General features: G+C 35.5%; 18 protein-coding genes. 8 read left to right on the top strand and 10 right to left on the bottom strand.

Going from position 1 to position 24,639, the window contains the following annotated elements; genetic code table 11:
• Positions 1-4 precede the first annotated feature (4 nt).
• Positions 5-1,294, bottom strand: coding sequence for an SUMF1/EgtB/PvdO family nonheme iron enzyme (locus tag ACFRAE_RS07345; RefSeq protein ID WP_422796487.1), 1,290 nt, complete (start codon positions 1,292-1,294; stop codon positions 5-7).
• 323 nt (positions 1,295-1,617) lie between these two features.
• Between ACFRAE_RS07345 and ACFRAE_RS07340 the strand changes: the two genes are divergently transcribed.
• Positions 1,618-1,947, top strand: coding sequence for a hypothetical protein (locus tag ACFRAE_RS07340; protein WP_422796486.1), 330 nt, complete (start codon positions 1,618-1,620; stop codon positions 1,945-1,947).
• A gap of 47 nt (positions 1,948-1,994) precedes the next feature.
• Here the strand turns inward: ACFRAE_RS07340 and ACFRAE_RS07335 are convergent, their stop codons facing one another.
• A complete protein-coding gene (locus ACFRAE_RS07335) occupies positions 1,995-2,762 on the bottom strand; it encodes a uroporphyrinogen-III synthase (RefSeq protein WP_422796485.1) in 768 nt (255 codons plus the stop codon).
• A gap of 10 nt (positions 2,763-2,772) precedes the next feature.
• Positions 2,773-3,747 carry a DUF4271 domain-containing protein gene (locus tag ACFRAE_RS07330; protein ID WP_422796484.1) on the bottom strand — a complete coding sequence of 325 codons (975 nt, stop codon included), beginning with the start codon at positions 3,745-3,747 and terminating at the stop codon, positions 2,773-2,775.
• Positions 3,748-3,793: 46 nt separating this feature from the next.
• Between ACFRAE_RS07330 and ACFRAE_RS07325 the strand changes: the two genes are divergently transcribed.
• Positions 3,794-4,360, top strand: coding sequence for a DNA-3-methyladenine glycosylase I (locus ACFRAE_RS07325; RefSeq protein ID WP_422796483.1), 567 nt, complete (start codon positions 3,794-3,796; stop codon positions 4,358-4,360).
• Between the two features lie 5 nt (positions 4,361-4,365).
• On the opposite strand, the gene ACFRAE_RS07320 is transcribed toward ACFRAE_RS07325, so the two are convergent.
• Positions 4,366-4,905: a phosphoribosyltransferase gene (locus ACFRAE_RS07320; protein WP_422796482.1), complete on the bottom strand. Its 540-nt coding sequence runs from the start codon at positions 4,903-4,905 to the stop codon at positions 4,366-4,368.
• Positions 4,906-4,908: 3 nt separating this feature from the next.
• Complete coding sequence (locus tag ACFRAE_RS07315) at positions 4,909-6,987, bottom strand: transglycosylase domain-containing protein (RefSeq protein WP_422796481.1); 2,079 nt, start codon at positions 6,985-6,987, stop codon at positions 4,909-4,911.
• 109 nt (positions 6,988-7,096) lie between these two features.
• On the opposite strand from ACFRAE_RS07315, the gene ACFRAE_RS07310 reads away from it, so the two are divergent.
• On the top strand, positions 7,097-8,155 hold the full coding sequence (locus tag ACFRAE_RS07310) for an Mrp/NBP35 family ATP-binding protein (protein WP_422796480.1): 1,059 nt from the start codon (positions 7,097-7,099) through the stop codon (positions 8,153-8,155).
• Positions 8,156-8,239: 84 nt separating this feature from the next.
• Here the strand turns inward: ACFRAE_RS07310 and ACFRAE_RS07305 are convergent, their stop codons facing one another.
• The 5 genes from ACFRAE_RS07305 to ACFRAE_RS07285 all read right to left on the bottom strand — a co-directional run bounded on the left by ACFRAE_RS07305 (position 8,240) and on the right by ACFRAE_RS07285 (position 19,397).
• Positions 8,240-9,751 carry a RagB/SusD family nutrient uptake outer membrane protein gene (locus ACFRAE_RS07305; protein WP_422796479.1) on the bottom strand — a complete coding sequence of 504 codons (1,512 nt, stop codon included), beginning with the start codon at positions 9,749-9,751 and terminating at the stop codon, positions 8,240-8,242.
• A 10-nt stretch (positions 9,752-9,761) separates the two neighbouring features.
• Positions 9,762-12,962, bottom strand: coding sequence for a SusC/RagA family TonB-linked outer membrane protein (locus ACFRAE_RS07300; RefSeq protein ID WP_422796478.1), 3,201 nt, complete (start codon positions 12,960-12,962; stop codon positions 9,762-9,764).
• Positions 12,963-13,746: 784 nt separating this feature from the next.
• Positions 13,747-14,697, bottom strand: coding sequence for a hypothetical protein (locus ACFRAE_RS07295; RefSeq protein ID WP_422796477.1), 951 nt, complete (start codon positions 14,695-14,697; stop codon positions 13,747-13,749).
• Positions 14,698-14,707: 10 nt separating this feature from the next.
• Positions 14,708-16,141 (bottom strand): SusD/RagB family nutrient-binding outer membrane lipoprotein, encoded by a 1,434-nt coding sequence (locus tag ACFRAE_RS07290; protein ID WP_422796476.1) that lies wholly within the window; start codon positions 16,139-16,141, stop codon positions 14,708-14,710.
• A 10-nt stretch (positions 16,142-16,151) separates the two neighbouring features.
• Positions 16,152-19,397: a SusC/RagA family TonB-linked outer membrane protein gene (locus ACFRAE_RS07285; protein WP_422796475.1), complete on the bottom strand. Its 3,246-nt coding sequence runs from the start codon at positions 19,395-19,397 to the stop codon at positions 16,152-16,154.
• Positions 19,398-19,796: 399 nt separating this feature from the next.
• Between ACFRAE_RS07285 and trmD the strand changes: the two genes are divergently transcribed.
• The 5 genes from trmD (at position 19,797) to dusB (ending at position 24,633) form a co-directional block, all read left to right on the top strand.
• Positions 19,797-20,474, top strand: a complete 678-nt coding sequence (trmD, locus tag ACFRAE_RS07280) for a tRNA (guanosine(37)-N1)-methyltransferase TrmD (protein ID WP_422796474.1) — start codon at positions 19,797-19,799, stop codon at positions 20,472-20,474.
• A gap of 243 nt (positions 20,475-20,717) precedes the next feature.
• Positions 20,718-22,121: an anthranilate synthase component I family protein gene (locus tag ACFRAE_RS07275; protein WP_422796473.1), complete on the top strand. Its 1,404-nt coding sequence runs from the start codon at positions 20,718-20,720 to the stop codon at positions 22,119-22,121.
• A gap of 1 nt (position 22,122) precedes the next feature.
• Positions 22,123-22,695: an anthranilate synthase component II gene (locus ACFRAE_RS07270; protein WP_422796472.1), complete on the top strand. Its 573-nt coding sequence runs from the start codon at positions 22,123-22,125 to the stop codon at positions 22,693-22,695.
• 13 nt (positions 22,696-22,708) lie between these two features.
• On the top strand, positions 22,709-23,491 hold the full coding sequence (gene trpC / locus ACFRAE_RS07265; protein WP_422796471.1) for an indole-3-glycerol phosphate synthase TrpC: 783 nt from the start codon (positions 22,709-22,711) through the stop codon (positions 23,489-23,491).
• Positions 23,492-23,637: 146 nt separating this feature from the next.
• Positions 23,638-24,633 (top strand): tRNA dihydrouridine synthase DusB, encoded by a 996-nt coding sequence (gene dusB, locus ACFRAE_RS07260; protein WP_422796470.1) that lies wholly within the window; start codon positions 23,638-23,640, stop codon positions 24,631-24,633.
• Positions 24,634-24,639: the final 6 nt, after the last annotated feature.

The following is a 24,639-nucleotide window of genomic DNA, read 5'->3' as shown; positions in this document are numbered from 1 at the left end:
TATGTTATTTTGTTACACCTTTATAGGCCAAAACGGTTCTAAATCCAATATATGATTTCGAGGTGTCTTGGTATTCATATTGACGGGTAGAGTTTTGAAGAAAATATCCTACATCCTTCCAAGATCCTCCACGAACAACTTTACGTTTCATTGTTTCTTTTTCATTCGCATCCGCATGGTAAGTATAGGTCGGATTCATATCGTGAACAAAAGAATAAGCTGATTCGTTATAGCTCGACTGCGTCCATTCAGCCACATTTCCTGCCATATTGTACAATCCATAATCATTTGGAAAATAAGAGTATACAGGCGCTGTATACGCGGCGCCATCGTCCATATAATTTCCACGACCTGGTTTAAAATTAGCCATTAAACAGCCTTTTGCATTTCTAGCCGTGGGACCTCCCCATGGAAATTGCATTCCTATCTTCCCACCCCGCGCAGCATATTCCCATTGTGCTTCTGATGGTAATTGATAGGGTGCACGTTCTTCTTTTTTTTGCTGACCTGCGGTGTTGTTAAATAGCAAAGTACGCCAGGTATTAAACGCTTGAGCTTGTCTCCAAGTGACCCCCACAACCGGATACTCATCATAAGAGGCATGTGAGAAGTAGCTTTCTACCATGGGCTCATTTTGAGCATATGAAAAATCCGCTAACCAAACCGTGGTATCGGGATAGATCAACATGGTATCGCGCATGATAAAATCAGAACGTTTTTTTGTAGGATCATTTTTAGCTGCCACCGCAGCCCGAAGGTCGTACCATTCATAATGGTAAGTCAATTGCCGAACGTCCAATTCATTTTTTCCAAATATGCGGTCTTCACCTTGATAATACATGGCATTTAAGCGTTCTCTTTTTGCAGCATCTTTGGTGTCCCAAGGAGAACTTTTTTGCACTTTCTCCCAATCAATATGCCGATTGCCATTTCCTTCATCGACAAAGTACGAGTCATCTGCTAAGTGATTATATAGCAGAATGGAATCCCGAACCCAATGCACAAATTGACGATATTCACTATTAGAGATTTCGGTATCATCCATATAAAATGGCGCAATAGTCACTTGCCTGTTTTGTGCTGTCTGCGAAAAAGTAATGTCTTCATCCGATTGCCCCATAATAAAAGTCCCACCCGGTATTAGAACCATACCATACGGAGTTTTATTTGCTTTTAATCGATTCAAACGTGTCCCAACTAATTCTCCGGAACTATCAGGTCTATTACATCCAACAATGGAAACAACTAGTAAGAGTACAAAGGGTAGATGTTTATAAAACGGTTTAAGTATCATTATATGCTTAAATCAGTATATCTAATTTGATTAGTTTTTCAATTAAAAAGTCTAATTCTACTATAAAAGTGAAAAACGAAATTTTAATTAACAAAAAAAAATTGATTCTACCTAATGTTAACCCAACAATAGGATTCAATCAAACTGATGTTTCTTTTAAGCAATTTTTATTCCATCTTGATTTAAATTGAATAATCCATGTTTTTTATGGCGTATAATTCTTTTAAAAATTAATTAAAATGGGATATCATGAATGGAAATTTCCCTAACCTTTTTTTAAATAGACCCAAGTCTGTCACAAAGGCCTCCTAAAATTTAGACAAATGCCCGGAATACAAAGGCAAGATAATTCGAAAATTAATTCCGAAATAATTGGCCATTTTAATGTATCTAGGTCGCATAAACATCGCAATTCAGTCGGATTTTTTCGTTCCATATCCTATGATGTTCCGATTGAGATCCGAAGGAGATCCGTAGAAAAAAAATATCAAAGTCTAAAAAAGCCAGGCCAAACTTCGCCATTGCGAAAAGATTATGGAGCTAAAAACTTAGCGAAAAATAAACAGCAAAATTTAAGGAATTCTTTGAGTCTTGGACTAGACCAAAAAATCAGGGAGACCTGTATGCCAAGTCTCCCTGATGAAATATATTAATTTTTTTACGCTAGATTCTATAAAGATAGAACTCGTAAAAAATGATATTACTTGTTTACGACTTTGATGTATTGTTCAATAGCCATGGTCATGCTTGGTGCTAATGGTGTAGGCGCAGGAATATCCAAGATTAAGCCATGTTCCAATAATGCTTGTTGTGTACTGGAACCAAATGCGGCAATACGGGTATTGTTTTGCACAAAATCTGGAAAGTTCTCATAAAGTGACTGAACGCTTGAAGGGCTAAAGAAGACAATAATGTCGTAAAATACATCCTTCAAATCTTTAATATCACTGATTACCGTTCTAAACAAGACAGCAGGGGTAAAGTCATAACCATTTTCTTGCAACCAACGCTGAGTTTCTTCATTGGCAACATCGGAACAAGGAAATAAAAACTTTTCTTTGTTGTGTTTCTTTAAAACATCTTCCAAATCCTTAGCAGTTTGCTTGCCAAAGAAAATTTTGCGTTTACGGTATTGAATGTACTTTTGTAAATACAATGCAATCGTCTCTGAAATACAGAAGTATTTCATATCAGCTGATACTTCGTACCTCATCTCTTCACAAACTCTAAAAAAATGATCGACAGCATTCTTACTGGTGAAGATAACGGCGGAGTGATCTGCAAAATTGATACGCTCTTTTCGCACATCTTTTGCCGATACACCTTCCACATGAATAAACCCTCTGAAATCAAGTTTCAAATTGTATTTCTCAGCTACTGTGAAGTAAGGGGATTTATCATTATCAGGTTTTGGTAAAGTAACCAGTACACTCTTTACTTTTTTTGATCTTTCTACATCAATCTGCATAATTACTTTCTTAATTACTTAGAGACCTCACTAAAATTAAAATTGGTGCGAGTTCGAGACTGCAAAGATAAAGAATTAAATAAAAAATAGAAAATTTGAAATTTCCAAAGAGGTGAAAAGCGGTTCGAACGAAACGATATGTGAACAATAAAAAGACGCAAATGGCATAAATAATCGCGATGGAGGTAAAATATATTGTTGGTAAAAAAACGACTGCTAATAGGAATGGTAATAGAATAAACATGCTATTGAAATAAATCAAGTATAAAATAGCAATGTACTCACGCACAATCTTTTCAAGGAGAAAAACAAAAGAAACAAATCGAATAAGTAGTATTTTAGCTATAAAAAGCAAGGCTATAAAACCTGAATTTTTGATAAAATTTTCAAAAGTCAAGTATTTATAATCGTTAAAATTTGAGATTAACAATACAACAAATAAACCTAAAGATAAACTAAATATAACATACAAAAAGATATATGGCCATGATGTCGCAAGGTTATCTTCTTTACTCACTTGTATTAAAAGTCGCTCCTTATAGTAGGCATCTACAATAATTTTCAACTCGACAGGGAAAATAATCCGTAAAACACCCAACACAATAAAAAGAAAGGTTACAACAAATAAAACCCATATTGGTCGGGACTGTTTCTGTTGACCATCATTCGTCGGAACGATATCTTCATGTTTAAAACTTGTGGGGATATCGAACAATAAATCGTGCTTGCCATTTTTCAAAATACGTTGCACTTCTTGTTGAAAAATCGATGCTTTATTTAGGGGTTGATCAATAATATAAGTATATTTAAAAGAAGAATCCACAAGATTCATTCCGGCTAAATCTGCTATAGAATCTGGCAATATGGACGTATTTGTCCCTTGTAAAGAATCTGCGAGGGTCGTTTGTGCAGATGCCGCCTTAATAGCAGCTCCTGCAAGAAAATATAGGATAATGAATAAATGGATAAGTATCAACTTTTTCATGGATGCAACAAAGTTAGAACATTTTAATTGCTTTATAGATTGAAATATGAGTAGGAAAGAAATAATTCGATGTGGTTGGTGTAGTAATGATGAACAATATCAAAAATATCATGATCATGAATGGGGAAAACAAGTCAAAGATGATCAAATATTATTTGAATTTTTAATATTAGAGTCAGCACAAGCGGGTTTAAGTTGGATCACGATATTGCGAAAAAGGGAAAATTACAGAAAAGCTTTTGCAGATTTTGATTACAAGAAAGTGGCTAAATTCAGTGAAGAGGACATGCTTCAATTATTAGAAAACCCAGGTATAGTCCGAAACAAATTAAAGATTGCTAGTGCCATACACAATGCAAAAATATTTATGCAAATTCAGCAAGATTATGGGAGCTTTTATACTTACCTGTATTCATTTTTACCAAATCAGCAAGCCATCATCAACAACTTTGAGCTCTTAAAACAGGTTCCAGCGCAGACCGAACTTTCTATTCTACTTGCTAAGGATCTGAAGAAAAAAGGCATGAAGTTCTTTGGGCCCACCACCTGCTATGCCTTTATGCAAGCTGTGGGTATGGTAAATGATCATGTCTTAACTTGTAGCTATCGGTAATAACCCTAATCTAGCACATTGCGATAGATATCCTGCAGGTTTCTACATTGGCCATTATAGTCAAGTCCATAACCAACCACGAATTCTTTTTCAATTTCAAACCCAACATACATGATATTATCAAATTGATACAGCAAACAACTTGGTTTCAACAGTAAAGTAGCTACAGAAATGCTTGCTACTTCCAATTTTTCCAGTGCTTCTATGGTATGTACCAATGAGTTTCCGGTATCTACAATATCTTCTACAATGATTACATGACGGCCTTTCAAGGACATCCCTACACCGATCAATTCTTGGATATGTTCTTGATTGGTCCCTTGATAGGAGGCCAACTTTACAAAGGACATCTCACAAGGAATATGTATCTGTTTCATTAAATCAGCCATAAACATAAAACAACCGTTTAACACACCTACAAAAACAGGATGTTGTTCTTCAAACCTTAAATTAATATCTATGCCAATCAAACGAATTCGTTTTTGGATTTGATCATAATCGATCATTAATTCAAATTTCAGTTGGTCGATTTGTATTCTTTTCATTCCTTAGTTATCTTTTGTTTTTGGTTCACGACCTAATAATCGTTCAATTAATGTTCTTCTTATCGCCTCTTCTTGATCTATTTCATCCACCATATCTTTAATATCGTCGTGAGTCATCATGCTATCAGTAAGGCCTTTCGGTCTAGCTGGACGTAATCCTTGTTGTAGTTCGACTTCATAAAACCCATAATTTGCAGGAACGGACTCGCCTTCCAACTGATTTCGTTTGGTCATGATATAACCGTAGGTATTGAAATGTTTCAATACCCAAGGCTTTAAATGGCCTGTATAATCAAAGGAGGATAATCCCGTTTTCGGTCTTGGAATAATGCTTGATAAATATAAACTCTCTCCGATTTGAAGATCTGCAGGCGATTTTCCGAAATAATATTGTGCCGCTTCCTTTATTCCATAGACGTTTTTACCCCATTCGATAATATTCAGATAAATTTCAAATAATCGATCTTTACTTACCTGATTTGATTGTTCCATAAGCCAAACCAGCAATATTTCTTCAAATTTGCGCATCATGGTTTTATTTCTATTCAAAAACAAGTTTTTCACCAATTGCATCGAAATGGTACTTGCTCCTCTTTTGAATTTCTTCTCTTTAATATTTGTGATTAAAGACAATTGAAACGCTTCTAATTCAAAACCCTTATGGTCATAGAAATACGGGTCTTCTGTATTCAATACCGTTTTCTTTAAGATTGGTGCTATTTGGTTTAATGGTGTAAATTGGGGATTCGTCGAAGATAAGAGGATATCTCGCATTTTCAACGTGTCCTCATATGCTTCGTAAACCACCGGACCGACTAAGCTCGCCACATCAGCCTTGCCCCATTTTTTGATACGCAATGCCGAATCATCTATAGAGGAACTAAATTTCAACTCATCGGGCTTATCTAAATCCACCTGAAAGTCCATATCGTAATTTATTTGCCCTTCCACCTGGATGTCGTCCAGATTTTCAAATAAACCTTTGGGTATGGCATCAAAAAAGTGCTGTGCTTCAAATTTTCCGGTATGAACGGCTAAACTCAGCAATCGATTCGGTTTTCGAGCGTATTTAATTTGCGGTTGGAACGCAAATTCCTTGACTTGAACGTCTGTTCCTTTAACTAGCTCCAGGGTGTTTTCTGATATTAATAATCCACCTTGTGCGGTAATTTGAGGGACCAAAATCTGTTCTTCTGATAATCGGCGATGGTAAACTTTTAAATTTTTCGAATCCCATCCTCCGGAGATTTGTAAAAATTCCTTGCCCTTTCTAGAGACCTCATCTAAATGAAATGACATTTCATCAAAACTAACTTTCAACCCTAATCTTTTATTAATAAAAGGGATTTCCGCGTCTTTATTTTCCGAAGAAATAGTCACATTTAGGGTTTCTCTACTGGGATTGACAGCTCCTTTAAAATTCCATTTTGCTTCTTGTTCATTTAAAAAAACATCAATATCATAGTCTCCATCATCAATAATACCATTAGGAACGATAACTACTTGTTTTGAACTGCTGTCTTGGTAGGATAAGCTAACATCTTTTAAAGTAAGGTTTTGTGGTATTTTTAAGAACACTTGTTGAAGTAGTCGATCCACTTTCTCGGCCAATGTGGCTTGGTTTGCATGCAAGGTATCGGCCTGATTCCTAGTTGATTTGCGGAAAATAAAATCATAGTTGGAACTGCTATCTTTTTTAACTAAAGTAAAATCAGCATCCAATAATTTTAAATCGCCTAGTTGAACTTCTCCTGATAGCAAAGGGAATAAATTGATGGAAACTTGCGCTTCATCTATAGCGGCTAATTGCTCAGAAGAATCTGGAATTAGCTTAATACGCTTAAAATCGACTGTGGCTAACCCAGAAAATCCATATTGCCCAATCTCTAAGTTTAATGCATAATCCGTTTTTAATTTGGTTTTAACTTTGGATATCGCTTTTTCAAGCATGGATCCGCGCAGGGATAAGCCCCATAAAAGTCCTATTAAAGCTAGTACAACAACACTGGAAAGTGATATTATAAACCATTTCTTTTTCAAAAACTGAAAGCTGGGAAGTTTAATATTTTTTATATCAATCATAACATACCGTATGGCATAACTCAGTAAAAATAGAGAAAAATCATTAAAAACATCTTGATGACATGATATTGGAAGGGTTTAATTAGTTTTGTAGGATTAATAGATTCAAATGATTACAAAACAACAAATACTAGATGCCTTAGGCCATGTCGAGGAACCCGATCTTAAAAAAGATTTGGTCACTTTGAACATGATCGAAAACATTGAAATTTTACCCAATAAAATCAAGTTTGATGTGGTGCTAACCACCCCAGCCTGTCCGTTAAAAGGTCATATTGAACATGCTTGTCGCAATGCGATCGCATTATTTATTTCGAAAGAAATAGAAGTCGAGATCTTGATGACGGCCAGAGTGAAAGCTGCTGATGCTGCACAGCTAAAAAACGTTAAGAATATTATTTTAGTATCATCTGGAAAAGGTGGAGTAGGGAAATCTACTATAGCAGCCAATTTAGCATTGGCTTTAGCTCATTTGGGGGCTAAAACAGGTTTGTTGGATGCAGATATTTATGGTCCATCTGTGCCCATAATGTTTGGTGTAGAACATGAAAAACCAGCATCTATTCAATCCGCAGATGGAAAGAATAAAATCGTTCCTATAGATCGATTTGGATTGAAAATACTTTCTATCGGATTTTTTACAGATCCAAATCAACCTATACCTTGGAGAGGTCCAATGGCAACATCCGCAATTAAACAATTGTTTAATGATACCGACTGGGGAGACTTGGACTATTTAGTGGTTGATATGCCTCCTGGAACTGGAGACATCCATATTACAGTGGCTCAAAACTATCCTATTGCAGGTGCTGTTATCGTTACTACACCGCAGCAAGTCGCATTAGCAGATGCGATAAAGGGTATGGCCATGTATCAAATGGAAGGGGTTAAAGTGCCAATTATTGGTGTCGTAGAAAATATGGCCTATTTTACCCCACAAGAATTGCCAGATAATAAGTATTATATTTTTGGAAAAGATGGTGGAAAACGCCTAGCAGCAGATAATCAAGTGCCATTCTTAGGAGAAATACCTTTAGTAAAGTCGGTTTCTGATGCGGGTGATAATGGTTATCCAATCGCTCTAGATCGTGAAGACCTAACTGCGCAAGCATTCCATGTCTTGGCTGGTAAAGTCGCGCAGGAATTAAGTATTCTAGCGAATAGTTAGGAATTAAGTAAGCTTATAATCCTTTAATAAAATAGGGCTAATTTCAAATGAAATTAGCCCTATTTATTTATTAGATCCTTAAACTTAATTAATTTGAGGATTGTTTTGAATTTCCACTTGAGGAATTGGGAAAGTTAACCTTGCATCATTGTACGGATAAGATTGTCCAACAAATGATAAATGATTAGAACCTCTAGTAATGGTCGCTTTATTACGTTTCATTGCTAAATAACTTTTTCCTTCACCCCAGAATTCTATACGGGTTTGTAGGTAAATCTCATTTTTCAACGCTTGTCCTGTTAATGATGATAAATAACTTATATCATCTTTTCTTAAGGATAATAGTTTTTCTAAAGATGCCACCGCAGCTGTAGATTGACTTAAGTTTGCATGAGCTTCTGCGTTCAAAAGAACCATTTCATCTACACGCATGTAAATATAGTCTGTAACTACATTTCTTTGGCCCATAGGTACACGCTCAGGAGAATAGAATTTATACAAAGGCATAAAATTAGTTGCAGAAAATTGTTTTTTACGAATATCATCCGCAGGAATTTTATCATACAAGCCTTTATCAATTGTTTTTGGATCTCCAGCTGCTGCATAACTATAGGTGTAATAGTCAACGACACCCCACCAAGAAACTAAATCTAAATCACTAGCTAAAGTCAAATCCACACCCCACATCCAACTACCAGTAGCTACATTATTAAATCCCGACTGAGGGTTAGTTACTACCCCTTTATCAAGAATAGCTGCTGACTCTAATTTAGTGGTCAACGGAAATTCATTACTGCTAATTATTTCATTAGTTAACGTAACAACTTGCTGCCAATCTGCTTGAGTACCTCTAGCTCCTAACGCATAAGCTAATAAACCCTGAGCAACTCTTTTGTTAATTTGATCTTTAGAAGTTCTATTAAAACCATCTAAATAATCAACGGCTGTTGTTAAGTCAGAAACGATTAAATCGTATACATCTTTAGTACTTGAAAGTGGTAAGTTAGGAACAGTAGTAGTTGTATATAATGGTAAAATTAAATCTGTACCAGTACCGTATTCTTTACCATATAAATTAGCTAAATAGAAATAAGCATATGCTCTCATAGCTTTCGCTTGACCCATGATTTCTCTTTGCTCTACTAGACTCTCTTCAATAACGACATCCGAACCACCAAGGGCATCAATTACCGTATTTGCTGCGAAAATAATTTTATAGTAATATTTCCAGGCGTGAGAAGCTTCTAGAGAAGTGAAATCTTGAGTGATAGTATAACGAGAAATATCATCATACCAACCATAATTACGACCTGCTAAAACCATATCAGAACTTAACATATCCATATAGATATCGTAAGCTTTTTGACCGAAGTCATCATGACGTTCTGCTGCTGCACCTTGAGCTGTAAACGCATTGTACATAGTAGAATAAAGACCTGCAATGTTACCTTTTAATAAGGCAGGGTCTTGTTTTGCAGCATCCCCTAATTGTTCTGTAGATAAATCTTCAGTAGGCAATTCACTTAAGAAATCTTCAGAACAAGAAGCAAAGAAGATTGCCGAAGATGCCAATAATATATTTAATGATCTTTTCATTTTCTGTCAATTAAAATTTAACTCTTAAACCAGCACTAATTGTAGATAAAGGAGAATATCTGTACGTGCTTGAAGAACCTGCTTGATGTGTTGAAGGATTGAATCCTTTTCTTGCCGAAGCAATCGCTAAGTTATCTGCAGATACCCAAACTCCTAAACTTTGAGCACCAATAGATTTCAAAATGGATGAATTGAAGTTATATCCTAAACGAACATTATTTAATAATAAATAATTAGCTTTTGTTAAGAATCTTGATGAAGATGAATTTACACCGATATCATTATTATTGGTAAGTCTAGGCACATCAGTTTGATCACCTGCTTTTTGCCATCTATTGAACATGTCCACATGCCAGTTATTACCACCAATTAAATCATCATTCATTAATGCAGCGTAAGCACCATCATAAGCATATCCACCTAAACTGTATAACATTTGTGCACTTAATTCTACACCTTTGTAACCTGCTCTTAAATTAACAGCTCCTCTTATTTTAGGAATAGCAGATTTACCAACATAATATCTTGTCGCATCTTCGTATTTAGTCGTAGTTGCTTCTGAAATATCTTTGTTATCTGCATTTTTAAATAATGCCATCGATTTAATTTCCTCATCTTCATCGTAAATGCCATTATCATTATTATCAGTGTAAAACACTTTCCAAGTACTTTCACCTGTATCTGCATTTACACCTGTAAAATCAGCCATGTAAAAATCATAAATAGAATGACCTTTAGCCCATCCATAGTTACCTTGGATATCTATATCTTTAGGAAGATTAGTAGAAGGTTCTATAGGCATTTTGGTAATCTTATTTTTAAAGCTTTCAGCATTGATTCCTAAATCCAAGAAATAATCATCAGCTCTTAAAATATGACCTACTAAATCAATCTCTAAACCTTGGTTTCTTAATTGACCATCGTTTACTTTGATCGTTGAATACCCTAAAGAAGGACCTACACCACGGTTGAAAATTAAATTGTCTGTGTTTTTAATATAGTATTCAACACTACCAGTTAAGTAACTACCTAATTCAAATTCAACCCCTGTTTGGAACATTTTAGAAGTTTCCCAAGTTAAATCTTCATTTCCTTTAGTCAAGAAAGAGAAAGCTGGAGAATTATTCAAATTATCTACACTGTATAAATCGTAACCTGGGTAATAACCTACACCAGCTTGGTCACCAATAACACCGTAAGAAATCTTATATTTTAAGAAATTAAATAGGTCTTGATCTTTCATGAAGTCTTCATTGGAAATAATCCAACCTGCACCAATAGATCCGAATGTTCCCCATTTATGCTTTTTAAAACGAGAAGAACCATCTCTTCTTAAACTACCAGATAAATAATATTTATTGCTGTAATCGTAATTTACTTGAGCAAAATAACTTTCTAAAGCGTAAGATTCTGTATATGATTTCACTGGATTAGAAACAACCACATTATTGAAATCCAAAATGTTATTGTCTACCAAGTTATAACCCGAAACATTCAATACATTAGAATTCCATTTTACAGCTTCATGAGCAGCAAGACCTTCAATTGAGTGATTACCAAAGTCTTTTCTATAACGTAATAAGTTTAACAAATTGTAATAACTCATTTCAGTACGAGACTGATAAAGAGATCCATTTTGCGAAGCAGAACTTCCATAGAATTTATTACCACGGTCTGTATAAATATTGTTGTAGTATTGAATACCTAATGAATTTTCAAAGGTTAAACCTTCAATGATGTCAAAGTTAATATACGCTCTACCATTTAATTCATTACGCTTATGTCTTTTTACATCATAAGTAGCATCTGCAATCGCATTGGTTAAAGAACCAAATTTACGAGCATTGTTAATTCCATAATCATAGACATACCCACCAAATATAGTATCATCAATTTTATTACCATTTGCATCTCTTTCAAATAAAGGATAAATAGATGGCATATTGTCAACAAACCAGAATACACTACCTGAATCTTCAGATTGACCACCTGTATTTCGTTCAACACGTGAATAGTTGGTGTTCATACCTACTTTAATCCAATTGTTTACTTGATGATCTAAATTTAAACGACCAGTAAATCTTTCAAAATCAGAATTGATTGAGTAACCTTGATCGCCTAAATAACCTAAGGAAGTAAAGTAATTCGTTTTGTCATTTGAACCACCGAATCTTACATTGAAATCCTTTCTGATTGCACTTTGGAAAGCATAATCTTTCCAGTTTTCAGGATCAAATTTACGTGTAACGCCTGCTTTTACTGTTCTTGTTAAAGGATCGATTAAATCAGCAACATCAGTAATGTTCCACAGGTTATTTAATGGATCTAATCCTTTCCCAGAGAATAAATTTTCATTTGCATACGCGGTTCCATCTTCTCCAGCATTCACACCTTCATTGTGCATAGATTCCCAGCTAAGACCAATATAATCTTCCGCAGATCTTAATACATCATAACGAGGAAGTAAAGACATATTTGAACCAATGTTCACATCTGCTTCTACGAATGAACTTTTACCTTTACCCGTTTTTGTACTGATTAAGATAACTCCGTTTGCACCTCTAGAACCGTAAATTGCTGTAGCGGCTGCATCTTTCAATACAGTTACATTTTCAATATCATTGTTATTAATTGAAGTAATGTTTCCTGCAAATGGAACTCCATCTACCACATATAAAGGATCACGACTACCATTTACGGAACCAAAACCTCTAATACGGATTGTTGCAGCTGTACCTGGTTGCCCAGAACCATTTACAACCTGCAAACCTGCCACTTCACCAGCAATAGCTTGTGAAATATTAGACACGTTTTTTGCTTGTAATTTAGCGCCATCTACTTTTTTGGCTGAACCTGTAAAAGCCTCTTTAGTCGTACTACCATAACCTACGACAACGACTTCTTCTAAAGCCATTTCATCAGCAACAAGCTGTACATTTAAATCTGTTTGATTGCCTACATTGACTCTTTTCGTAGTGTAACCTACGTAAGAGAAAGCTAAAGTAGCATTAGGTCCAACTTCAATGCTGAAATTTCCTTGTGCGTCGGTTTGGGTAGCATTGCTACTCCCAACTAACATAACAGAAACTCCTCCAAGGGGACTTCCGCCAGCAAGTGAAGTTACTTTTCCACTTACTTGACGATCTTGTGCGAAAGCGATGCCAATAAAGCAAGCCCACACGAAGATAAATCCGAGTAATTTTTGTTTCATAAATTTTTCTATTAGTTAAATGTTTGAGTAAATAAAATGTTAAAATTTGTTAAACACTCAGCAAATATATGTTTTGATTAAATATTTAACAAATTTCATATTATATTATTAATATTTTTAATGATTTAAGGTTGTTATAGTTGTTATTCTAATTATTAAATCTATAAAAATTAATTATTTAAATAAGCCATATAATTTTTGTAATTTTTATCAGAAATTCATTCGAAACAAAGAAGAAATAGTTGCCTAACTAATTGTATGCAAGCATATTAAATAATTGTTACCAAAAACCACTCATTGCATTAAGCCCCTCATTTACAGGCCTTAGGAAAAACAAGGTTTTACACGAATTATTTATTGGTTTTTACTTATAATTTTTAAGAAGTATTACTATAATTGATAAATAATCCGATGAATAATTATATTTTATATTATTTGACAAAATAATATTCTGAATAAGATGCAATGCTATGAACAAACGAAAAACAGCTTGAATTTTTAAAAGTCATAGAAATGTAAGTTTTTTTTATGCACGCATAATAATATGCTTATAAATTGAGTTGCTATTAAATTTTAAGGATAGAAACCTGAGATCAAATCGTATCTATAACCCTCATAATACTTTCACGAAAAGAAAATATACCTGTTTTTGCCGATTGCTCCTTATTGAATATCGACAACATCATACTATGGGTATTTAAAGTTTATAAAAAAATAGGGTTGACTTTCCAGCCAACCCTATTTCTATAGACAAATAATCGTCCATGGAGATTATCCATGCAGATTACCTAGCTTCTTTATACTTAAGAATTAAATTAGTCACCTCACGTTTATTCGCTGTTGGATTCCAATGAAAGTTGATAGTAAATGTTTTTGTTTCCGGATCATAGGAGTTTTCTGCGCCTGGAATTACGGTTGCCGTAGGATTACCTAAGGAGAAAACCGTCAATTTATGCGTTATCGGATCTATTCGTACTTGTAAATGATCAATCCCTGCAATACCAGATGTACCACCTGCCCAAGTTAATCCTGAAATTTCTACAGTATTTTCATCAATTGTCGCCAATGTCACATCCGGATTACCAGCCAAACTACCATTTAAAGCATCACCAGAAGTAGGTTCGGTAGGCGTTGAATATCGTTGAACATTACCATCCTCTACAGAATAAATACCATCGTATATATTCTTAATCCCTAATTGAACAATTATAGTATCAGCAGAAACAGCACTGGCAGCAACACCACCATAATCCGTGATTCGGAAGGCTAATGCATAGCGAATACCGATATCAGTCCATTTAGATCCATCCAACAGGATGTCAAATTCACCAAATTGGTTATTTGAATCAAACTGTATTGTCGCTTCTTTTCCAGAAAAAGAAACGTTTGACGGACTTACCCATTCAAAAAATGAATCAGGCAATTCCACAAAGCTGGTTTCATTTTCTTCATTGTAAGCTTCAATTATTCCTGGATCTTGAAGCAATTTTAACGTACTTGTTTTGTTGAGCTCCGCATTATTATTTGCATCCTTTAAAATATTAAATAAGGATAGCTTTCTCTTATCGCTGAATTCGGATAACCATTGAACTACTTGAGGCCCTTTTGGGGTCTTAATAAAGGTTGTCCCTTTATCTCCTAAGTCTTCCCCATCAAAGGAATCTTTTCTACACCCTTGAATTGCAACCACAGCAATCAAGAATAGTATTGTATATAATAAATATGACTTTTTCATTTGTTTGATTTTATTTATCCCACCATATTCTAGAATGCATTTCATCTCCACCTTCCAGGCGTTCAACTGCTGCATTTACCCCAGCTTGATTGGTAGAGTATTCTGCAGAAGTATACATAAAACGTCTAGGAATTTCATCCTCTTGTCCATCAGGTGCCGGAAGTAAATTAGGCACAGCAGATTTTCTCCAAATATTCCAGCCCATGCGACCATCTGGATAATGAGCAATATAGCGTTGTAAAATAATTTTATTAAGGTCAGCGGCACCACCATTTAATGCGACAGAAGTTGATGCTAAGTAACCGGCCGTTGGAGCGGCTTGTTTCCATTGCTCATAACTTAACTTGATACCCTCTTGATAAACGCTGTTTACAACCTCTGAAGTCCAACCACGTTTAGCTGCCTCAGCTCTTGCCAACGCAATTTGACCAGCACTCATCAACACCAATGGGGATTCATCGGATCGGAAATCACCTCGCAATACACGAGCGAAACCCGTGTTGTCACCAGCAAATTTTTCCGCATTCGCTCTTGATAAACCATAAGGAAAACCAACATTGGAAGTCAAAGCAAAATCTGCAGTACCTAGCAATTCACTTTTACCTCCAAAAGCATTTTGCCGAGGATCATTTAGTGAACTCATTAAGTCTGTCATGGTCTTGCTTTCTGCAAAATCCTTACGACCATCGTAAATATCTCTCCAAGGATTTTTAAAATTCTCACCAGGATAGGTAATTACGAAATTATCCGCATTTACTTTCATGTAGCCATCGGAATCAGCCAATGCCGCTTTAAATTCAGTAGCTGCATATTCAGAAGCGCCAGGGTAACGTTTTGACAATTGTAAGGAAGTTAGCAACCTTACAGAATTTGCAAATTTCTTCCATTTACTAACATCTCCGTCAAAAATAAAATCGCCAGGAATGTCTCCAGCTCCTACAGCCAACTGTCCTTCTGCTTCTGCCAATGTACTAAGGATTCCTTTATAAATTTCTTCCTGAGTATCGTATTTTGGCACGATTTGTTGCAAGGATTCTGAATAGGGTAAATCTCCCCATAAATCTGTACAATAACCAAAAATATATTGTTGCAAGATATTAGCAACCGCAATGGCATTATTATTACCTTCTAACCTTGCTTTATAGTCCACCAAATCATTCAAATGCCCTGAATAATATCCAACAAAACCAATTTGAGGCGTAGAATATAAGGAAGCATCTGTATATTGAGTTTCTGATAAATATTGCGCATACAATGCAGGCCTAGTCTGAGCAGTAGAGGCATAACCTCCAATTCCAGACAAGACATTCGCCAATAAGGCTGAAGGAATAGGGTTTGTCGTAGCATTTGGATTTTCATTCATATCTCCGAAATCTGACAAACTATCACAACTGGAAGCTAAAATTCCAGATGCAATTAATATATATATTAATTTCTTTTTCATGTTTTTAATTTTAGAATCCTATACGAAGATTAAAACCAAATCCTCTAGTCGCAGGTAATTGACCACGCTCACCATCTACCGATGATACTTCAGAAGGATCGAAATCTTTAGTTTTAGCATAAATTAATAAAGGATTATTGGCAACAAAGGACACATTCGCTGTGCGAATGAATTTGCTCCAAGACAACTTATTAACAGGGATATTATAGCCAATGGATACCGATCTTAGTTTAACAAATGTTAAATCATAAACGTAATCATCGAACAATAATTTGTTATATAAGCCATGAAAATAATCTTGTGCACCAACATAATTAGTCACCGCATTTCCATCGGCATCCACTCCATCCACACGTACACCACCGCCATCTTCAACAGCATCGCGGATCGGATTACCTTTATCGTTTACACCAGCAGTTCTAGCAGTTAATCCGGAGAAAGAACCCCACATATTGGACAAGGAAACGAATTTACCTCCAATTCCCCAGTCAATGTTTGCCATTAAAGTGAAATCTTTATAACGGAAGGAATTTTGAACACCCCCAGTGAATCTAGGCAATGCCGATCCGAAGAATACTTCTTTGTCGTTCTCTGGCAATCCATCTGATCCAATAATTGGCGTTCCCGCATCATCTCTTAAAATTCCATTACCAAAGATTTGTCCCCAACGCATTCCTTCTTGGTGAACTAATTGAGGCAATGTTGCGCCCCACACGCCACCTACTGTAATACGCTTCACATCGTATTTAGGAGAAATACTAATGACATCATTTTTTTGAAGATCTGATAGTGTTGCGCGAATATTCCAGTTAAAATTATCATTTCTAACCGGTGTACCAGACAATGCATATTCAAAACCTCGCTTTTCAATCTTACCTACATTGGTGAATATCGAGCTATAACCCGAAGCACCATTTAAAGTGATCGCTTGTGGGAAATCTAACGAGGTACCATCCCAATAGGTTAATTCCAAGCCTAAACGATCATCTAAAAATCTTAACTCCAATCCTAAATCTTTTTGAGTAACTACTGAACCTTTTAAATCAGGATCAACCAAACGATCTGGCGTCGAAGTCAAGGCTTGACCATTCCATTTATATTGATTTACCCCATAAGCCATTCCTGGATAAACATACTCTCCGAAAGAAGTTCCATTACCTAATGCTTGAGGAATCTCTCCCCATGCAAATCTTAACTTACCATAACTTAACCATGGAAGATCTTCTTTTATTAAATCCGAGAAAATGAATGAAGCACCAAAAGATTTTGAAAGTACTGAGTTATCATCCTCTGGCAAGGTAGAAAACCAGTCATTTCTTAAGGTGAAATTGGCAAATAACATATTTTTATACCCCAAAGTACCTTTTGCCATGATGGCATTGTATCCTTCACGACCTCTGTAGTTGACCTGATTAGCTTGACTAGCAGAGTTCGCCAAAGTAAATAAATTATCCACTGTTAATCCATCATTGGTATTACCAGAGTTCTCTTGATTCTTAGAACGGAAAAAATCGGCAATTAAATTCGCATCAACTGTAAAGTCTTGAATAGACTTGTTATAGGTTGCAATAAATTCTAAATTCTGACGATTGGAATAAGTATTACCCGTTCCATAATAACCTTTGGTAAATGGATTATTTCCTTGAGTCTGAAGCCCACTTTGCATTAATTCAGATTGGTATTTGTTCTCCCAGAACGTGGTATTTTGTTGTTTCCGATACGTGGCCGTTAAGCTCAAATCTTTATAAACTTGATATTTAAAAAACACATTACCAAATAGACGATCTCTTTGATTCGTTAATGAAGTTAGATCATAGTACATATATGGATTGTACCAGAAATTTCCAGCGTAAAAGTTTCTTTGGTTGTTCGGATCATAAGAATTTGGATTTGCTTTATTCCATGAAGCATATATCCCATCTGGAGTTGTCAATCCACGCAGTTCTTTCATGATCTTAAAATCCAAATCACGGTGGAACCATTGGTTAAAAGAACCAGTTGAAGCATTCGAATAGGCATCATCAATTTCCCCACTCAACCTGTTTTGAATGTAACTGATGTTGGCACCTACTTTAAATTTTTCGCTAAGATCCAATTCTCCGGTAATATTAAATACGTTTTTATTCAAGCCAGAAGTTGGAATTAATCCATTCACGCTTTGGTTCGTATAAGAAATTTTAGTTGCGTAGTTGTCACCACCTTTGGAAATCGAAACAGAGTTGTTCCAAGTTACTCCAGTTTCAAAGAAATCACTGGCATTATCAGGCTGAGGATCTAATGTTGCCGATTTGTAAGATCTTGAGTGACCTCCATACCAAGCATACCAAGGAATATATTCTTGACCTACCATCCGAGGTCCCCATGATGCATCATCTGAATAATCGTGGTAATATTTTCCATCTAAGGCTTTCCATTCCTCTGGTTGACCATCTTGCCAAACAAAGCGAGTTAAATTTGCTTGTGACCCACCAGCATAGGAATTCTGATAATTTGGTAATGCCGCGATATTATCAAACGATGCCCCCAAATTTACATCAATACCTAGATAATCTCCACGATAAGCTTTTTTCAAGGTGATAACTATTGCTCCATTTGCCCCTTGAGAACCAAATTGAGCAGAGGCAGCAGGTCCTTGTAAAACCGTAACAGACTCGACATCATCTATATTGATATCATCAGAGTTCGGAAGAATAGTACCATCAACGACATAAATAGCCCCATTACCAGATCCGAAGCCTGCGGCACCACGTAAACGCACTTCCGTTTGACGGCCAATTGCCGCTGCCGATTGTGATCTTACTTGTAAGCCGGTCACTTGACCCGCTAATGCATTATTTAAGTTTGGTTGACGCGTGACATTGACCGCATCAGATTTTAGTGTTTGAGTGCTATAAGGTGCCGATCTTGTATTCTCTCGAATACCATAAGCACCAGTAATCACAATCTCTTCTAGATTTGCATCATCTGAAACTAATTGTACATTAATAGTTGATTGCGTACCCACCGTAATCATTTGTGTAGAAAAGCCAATGTATCGAAAGGATAATCTGGCATTTGCAGGAACTTCAATAGCGTAATTTCCTGAAGCATCGGTTTGTGTAGCCTGAGTAGCCCCTTCTACTCGTATAGTAACACCACTTAATGGGCTACCATCTGCACTAGAAGTAACTTTACCACTCACTTGCCGATTTTGAGCATAGACTATACTGACAAGCATAGTACATAGCACAAAAATACTGAGTAATTTGTGTTTCATATTTGTTGTTGTTTAGTAAATAATCTTGGTTTTTTTTGGGATCAATAACTGTTAATTATTGTTAAACCAATAATCAAAAGTATTTGTGCAATAGCATTGTTACAAAATAATTGCATTATTTTTTTTAAAATTTCTATATGATTTATAATTATTTATTGAAAAAGATTAAATTTTTCTTAAAAAATTAAAACAATAGAGTAAACTACGTGCAAACAATTATTTATAAGCAAAATATTAATATATTGTATACAAAATGACTCCTAATTTTAAATAATAATTACTTTATGGTGTTTTTTATTGAATTTCAATAAAAATTTTAACCATTTATTACAAAATATTTAAATTACATCCTTTCTAATGGCCATCAACATTTCACATCATTATTTATAACTTTGCAGCATGCGATTTGATATCATTACTGTTTTACCTCAACTTCTGGAAAGTCCATTTGCGCACTCGATTTTACAACGAGCTCAAAAAAAAGATTTAACAGCTATCCATGTCCACAACCTTAGGGAATATACCAGCAACAAACAAAAGTCAGTTGATGATTATCCATATGGTGGGGGATCCGGTATGGTCATGCAAATTGAACCATTTGCCAATTGTATCGATCAATTAAAAGCGGAAAGAGATTATGATGAAATCATTTATATGACCCCGGATGGGCAAACCTTAAACCAAGAGATTGCGAACGGATTAATACAGCATAAAAACATCATGATTTTATGTGGACACTACAAAGGTATTGATCAGCGAATTCGAGATATTTATGTTACCAAAGAAATTTCTATTGGAGATTATGTATTATCAGGAGGTGAATTACCAGCAGCGATATTGGTGGATGCTATTGTAAGGTTAATCCCTGGAGTATTATCTGACGAGACATCCGCATTATCAGACTCCTTTCAAGATGGCTTATTAGATGCGCCTATTTACAGCAGACCTGTAGAATGGAAAGGCCATAAGGTTCCCGACATTTTATTAAGTGGTCATGAAGCAAAAATAGCAGAATGGAGACATGAACAGCAATTACAAAGGACGAAAGAAAGACGACCTGATTTATTAAATGACTAACAATACCTTTGTTTTATTGTTTTTTTATCAAAAATAATTTGAATAGTCGATTTTATTGTTAAATTTGAAAAACTATGCAAACGAATAATCTATACACAAACCGCTGGTGGCACCTGATGAAATAAGTCGGGAAGGTGGTGTATTTATAATAAAAATTTTCATAATCAACCAAAACCACTGAATGGTAGCCCGACGATGTATCGCCGGGCATTTTTGTTTTAAAAACTAATATTAAATTAAAATATGAATCATAAATTCAACACCAATCATAAAATAATACTTGCAGACACTACAACGCCTGTTAGTATCTATTTAAGATTACGAGATAGCTTCCCAAATTGTTTATTATTGGAAAGCTCTGAATATCAAAATAGAGACAATAACATCAGCTACATTTGTTGCGAGCCAATTGCTGGAATTAAATTAGAAGGTAATGACTTCACGATCAATTACCCTAACCAACCGCTTATTCGTAAAAATGCGAATGAATTAAATATACGAGCGGAAGTTTCTAAGTTCAGGAAAAGCTTTTCAGCTAGCCAGCTACCTCAAGTAAATGTGCTATCCAATGGGCTTTTTGGCTATTTCACTTTCGAAGCAATCGAGCATTTTGAAGATATTGAACTTACCGCAGTAAAAAATGATAAACGCGATATACCAACCTTGCAATATCATGTATATAAATATGTCATCGCTATTGATCATTTTAGAAATCAACTTCACCTTTTCGAAAACTTATTAGAAAATGAACCTTCAGATTTAGAAAGAATTCAATTCCTAATCAAAAACAAGAATTTTCCGGAATATACTTTTCACAGAAAAGGGGAAGAAACCTCCAACATGAACGATGAGGAGTTCAAAACCCTAGTATTAAAAATGAAAGATCATATTCAACGTGGGGATGTTTTTCAAATTGTTCCTTCTAAAGCTTTCGAAACTCCATTTGCTGGTGATGAATTCAACGTGTATCGAGCTCTACGTTCCATAAATCCATCTCCTTACCTATTTTATTTTGACTATGGAGATTTTAAATTATTCGGATCGTCTCCTGAAGCCCAATTGACCATCAAGTCTGATGTGGCAAGCATATACCCTATTGCTGGCACTTTTAAGCGAACTGGCAACATGGAAGAGGATGAAAAAATTGCTGAATTATTAAAAAATGACCCTAAAGAAACAGCAGAACATGTAATGCTTGTGGACTTGGCCCGGAACGACTTAAGTAGACATTGTCATAATGTACAGGTCAAATCCTACAAGGAGGCACAATATTATTCCCATGTAATCCATTTAGTTTCTAAAGTGAGTGGTAAATTGCACGCCGATGCCAGTCCTTTTGATGTAGTTGGAGATACCTATCCTGCAGGAACTTTGTCAGGAGCACCGAAACATATGGCATTAACATTAATCGATCGGTATGAGGGATTACAACGATCGTTCTATTCTGGTGCATTAGGATACATGGGATTTAATGGCGATTTTAACCATGCTATTATTATTCGTTCTTTTTTAAGTAAACAAAACGTGCTACATTATCAAGCTGGAGCAGGGATCGTATTAGACTCTGATCCAGAAAAAGAACTACAAGAAGTAAATAACAAAATATCCGCTTTGAGAAAAGCATTAGAATTAGCAGAAAATATTTAACATGAGTCAACCAATATTAGTAATAGACAATTACGATTCGTTCACATACAATCTTGTACATTTATTACAGGAACTAAATCATGATTATGTGGTCGTTAGAAATGATAAATTCGAATTATCTTACGTAGATCAATTTGATAAAATATTATTGTCACCCGGACCCGGAATTCCCGAAGAAGCTGGACTATTAATGGATGTTATTCGTACTTATGCAGCAACAAAAAGCATTTTAGGCATTTGCTTAGGGCAACAAGCTATCGCAGAAGTTTTTGGGGGCACTTTATACAATATGCCTAAACCATTGCACGGTGTGGCAACCGCAATTATTGTAACGGATAAAGAAGAGAAATTATTTCAAGACTTTCCAGCAGATTCCAAAATTGGCAGGTATCATTCATGGGCTGTCAATCCAGAAGGTTTGCCCGAAGATTTAAAAATTACCGCAGTAGATCCACAAGGGACTATTATGGCACTTACACATGCAAAATATGATGTTCGAGGTATGCAGTTTCATCCGGAATCCATACTGACAGACAACGGAAAAACGCTCCTTGCAAACTGGTTAAAAGATTAATAAAAAAAGAAACATGACTATTTTAGACACTATAGTTGAACGAAAAAAGGTAGAGGTAGCAGAAGCTAAATCCAAGGTTTCCATTCAGGAATTAGCACAGTATCCTTTATTTAATAGAACTTGTTATACGTTAAAAGACAATGTATTAGATCCATCTAAGAAAGGTTTAATTGCTGAATTTAAACGCGCTTCCCCTTCAAAAGGGATTATTAACCATGAAGCTACAGTTCAAGACGTTGTTAAAGCCTATGAATTAGCCGGAGCATCTGCTGTTTCTGTTTTGACAGATCAAGACTTCTTCCAAGGAAATCTACAAGATCTACTTGCAGCAAGAGAAGTATTAAGCATTCCTTTGTTACGGAAGGAGTTTATTATAGATGAATACCAAATTGCAGAAGCAAAAGCCTATGGAGCAGACATCATTTTATTAATTGCTGCATGTCTCACCGCCGAGGAAATCAAAGATTTATCTACATATGCAAAATCCTTAGGGTTAAATGTGTTGTTAGAAATTCATAATGAGGAAGAACTCCAAAAATCATTAGTAGATACCATTGATGCTATTGGCGTCAATAATCGAAATCTCAAAGATTTCTCCGTATCCTTAGACCATTCCTACGATTTGGTAAACAAAATACCTTCAAATTATATAAAAGTCTCTGAAAGTGGTATTTCTGACCCATCAACCATACAGGAATTAAAAACAGCAGGTTTTCAAGCTTTTTTAATTGGAGAGAATTTCATGAAAACGGACAATCCTGGAGAAGCTATAAAGCAATTTGCAGCTCAAATCTAACCCTATAAATACAGTTCACAGCTTACACATATCTTAGAAAATAAGTAAGCTGTGAATACATATCCTATTCCAAATAATCTTCCCGATTCCACACGAGTTTTAAACAGCACGATTATTTCCTTACCTTTGTAAAAAAATCATTATTGATGGCTGTTAAAATTGGAGAACATATTGATTTAGGAGAATTCCCGTTATTACTTGCACCAATGGAAGATGTGAGTGACCCTCCCTTTCGCTATGTCTGCAAAAAAAACGGTGTTGATTTAATGTACACGGAATTTATTTCTTCTGAAGGACTCATTCGGGATGCTGCAAAATCAAGACAAAAACTTGATATTTTTGAATATGAAAGACCGATAGGCATTCAAATATTTGGTTCTGACATTGAACACATGAGGCAATCAGCAGAGATTTGTACCCAAGCAAATCCTGATTTAATAGACATCAATTATGGATGTCCAGTGAAAAATGTTGCCTGTCGAGGAGCAGGAGCTAGTCTTCTTCAAGATATTGACAAAATGGTTGCGATGACCAAAGCTGTTGTCGAAGCAACCCATTTACCGGTGACTGTAAAGACTCGTTTAGGTTGGGATGACAACACAAAAAACGTATATGAAGTAGCCGAGCGCCTTCAGGATATAGGCATCCAAGCCTTATCTATTCACGGCAGAACAAGAGCTCAAATGTATAAAGGACAAGCAGATTGGTCTATGATTCGAGATATCAAAAGAAATCCGAGAATTAAGATTCCAATCTTTGGCAATGGTGATGTAGACTCTGTAGAAAAAGCGACCGCATGGCGCCAAGAATATGAAGTAGATGGCATAATGATTGGTCGAGCGTCTATTGGATATCCCTGGATTTTTAGAGAAATAAAACACTTCTTTGAAACTGGAGAACGTTTAGCAGGGCCAACTATTACTGAGCGTGTGGAAGTCTGTAAAACCCATTTAGAAAAATCCATCAGTTGGAAAGGCGATAAAACAGGAATCTTTGAAATGAGAAGGCATTATGCCAATTATTTTAAGGGAATCCCTAATTTCAAAGAGTACCGCATGAAATTAGTCGAACTGCAAGACATTCAAGTTATTCTAGAAGTATTAGAAGAAATTAAACATAATTTTTCAGAAGAATTGGTTTAAGGGTTG

This window comes from Sphingobacterium sp. HJSM2_6, assembly GCF_049316305.1.
GTDB lineage: Bacteria > Bacteroidota > Bacteroidia > Sphingobacteriales > Sphingobacteriaceae > Sphingobacterium.
The sequence above is the reverse complement of the archived record's forward strand: the minus strand, read 5'-3'. Positions and strand labels throughout refer to the sequence as shown.